The organism is Elusimicrobiota bacterium, from assembly GCA_040757695.1.
Classification (GTDB): Bacteria; Elusimicrobiota; UBA8919; order UBA8919; family UBA8919; genus JBFLWK01.
In genome coordinates this window covers 1-1346 of the sequence record JBFLWK010000233.1, presented here as the reverse complement: position 1 = coordinate 1346, position 1346 = coordinate 1, and the positions used below count along the sequence as shown (strand labels likewise).

2 protein-coding genes are annotated in these 1346 nt (G+C 33.4%); one reads left to right on the top strand and one right to left on the bottom strand.

Annotated features, from left to right (window positions below; genetic code table 11):
* A partial coding sequence (locus tag AB1349_14410; protein MEW6558518.1) for a hypothetical protein occupies window positions 1–957 on the bottom strand: 957 nt, incomplete at its 3' end.
* 273 nt (window positions 958–1230) lie between these two features.
* Here AB1349_14410 and AB1349_14405 point away from each other — a divergent pair.
* Complete coding sequence (locus tag AB1349_14405; protein MEW6558517.1) at window positions 1231–1335, top strand: ATP-binding protein; 105 nt, start codon at window positions 1231–1233, stop codon at window positions 1333–1335.
* The last annotated feature ends 11 nt before the right edge of the window (window positions 1336–1346 follow it).

The window sequence follows — 1346 nt, the reverse complement described above, 5'->3', positions numbered from 1 at the left end:
GTAATAAGGGACTTCCTGAGTCGTGCTGTGAACTTGTCGGTAGTTATATCTGTTGACTTCACAGTTAAGAACACCTTGAGCCTGTTTAATATCTGTGACATTTTCTCTGGCACAGGTTCTGACAAGTCTGTCTTGAAGCCAGCCATAAGGACGTTCAACTTTACCTTTAGCTTGGGGAGACAGGGCATATATTATTTTAACACCACAATCACCAAGAACCTGTTTCCATTGAGTATCTATGTCATCGGTCTGGAGATAATGTTTACGCCAGAAGGAATCCCTGCCCTGAACAAATCTGAATATTGAGTGAGAATCTACATAAAAAGAATAAGGTAAGCCATATTTTAAGAAAATAGATTCCATTGCAGAGATATGAGCCCAGGAAGTATCTTTCTTGAAGAGTCTGGCATAAAACATAAATCTGCTATAGTCATCAAGGGAGGTTATCAGATACCATTTTTCTGGGGCATAAGGACTCCATTTATGTAAGGAAGAGTCATGCTGGATAAGTTCACCTGCATAATTGGTTAAGACTTCTCTATCATGAATTTTTCTTTCAGGTTTTTTCAGATAAAATCCATATTTCTTGGCTCTATCAATGATGGTAGAAAGAGATACATTTTGTTTATATTCTTTTTCTAATTGGTCTTTGATATAACTATAGTTGTATGATTTCAATAGCACATTTTTATCCTGAATTAATTTTTTTTCAAACGATAGTTCTTTGATGATATTTTCCTCAATTTTTAAATCTATGCCTCGTGTCTTACCGGTTCTTTGATATTGAATTGAAAATCTTTCTGGATTTTCACGATATTTTTTTAATAAGGCAAAAAATCTTGTTTTGCCGATATTGAGTATCTCTTGAATATAGTGACTTTCAATTTCTTTTTTGAGATAACGCTCAATAAGTTCTTTTACCTGACTGTCTGTGAATTTCTTATGTAATTGTGTCATAACTATTTCCTCTTTATTGTTAGATTTGTGCTGATGAATCAACACAGAGAAAATAGTATAAACAAAAATATTCACAAAAAGAAAAAGAAGCAAAAAGAAAAAAGTTGTGGATAATGATGGACAACTCTGCGAGTTGCCCACATTCTCCACAACAATACGACGATGACTATTTCTTCTTTTCTTAAAAATCATCAGTTTTTATGAGTTCACTTTTAATTCGTAAATCCTTAAAAAAGAGTTCACTTTTAATTCGTAAATGACAGCGCCAAAGGTATAATTGACAGACTCATCCATCATTCAGATGTAATCAGAATTGAAGGAGAAAGTTATAGAATAAAAGACAGAAAAACCAAAAATTTGACACAATCACAGGAATAACATGTCCGTCC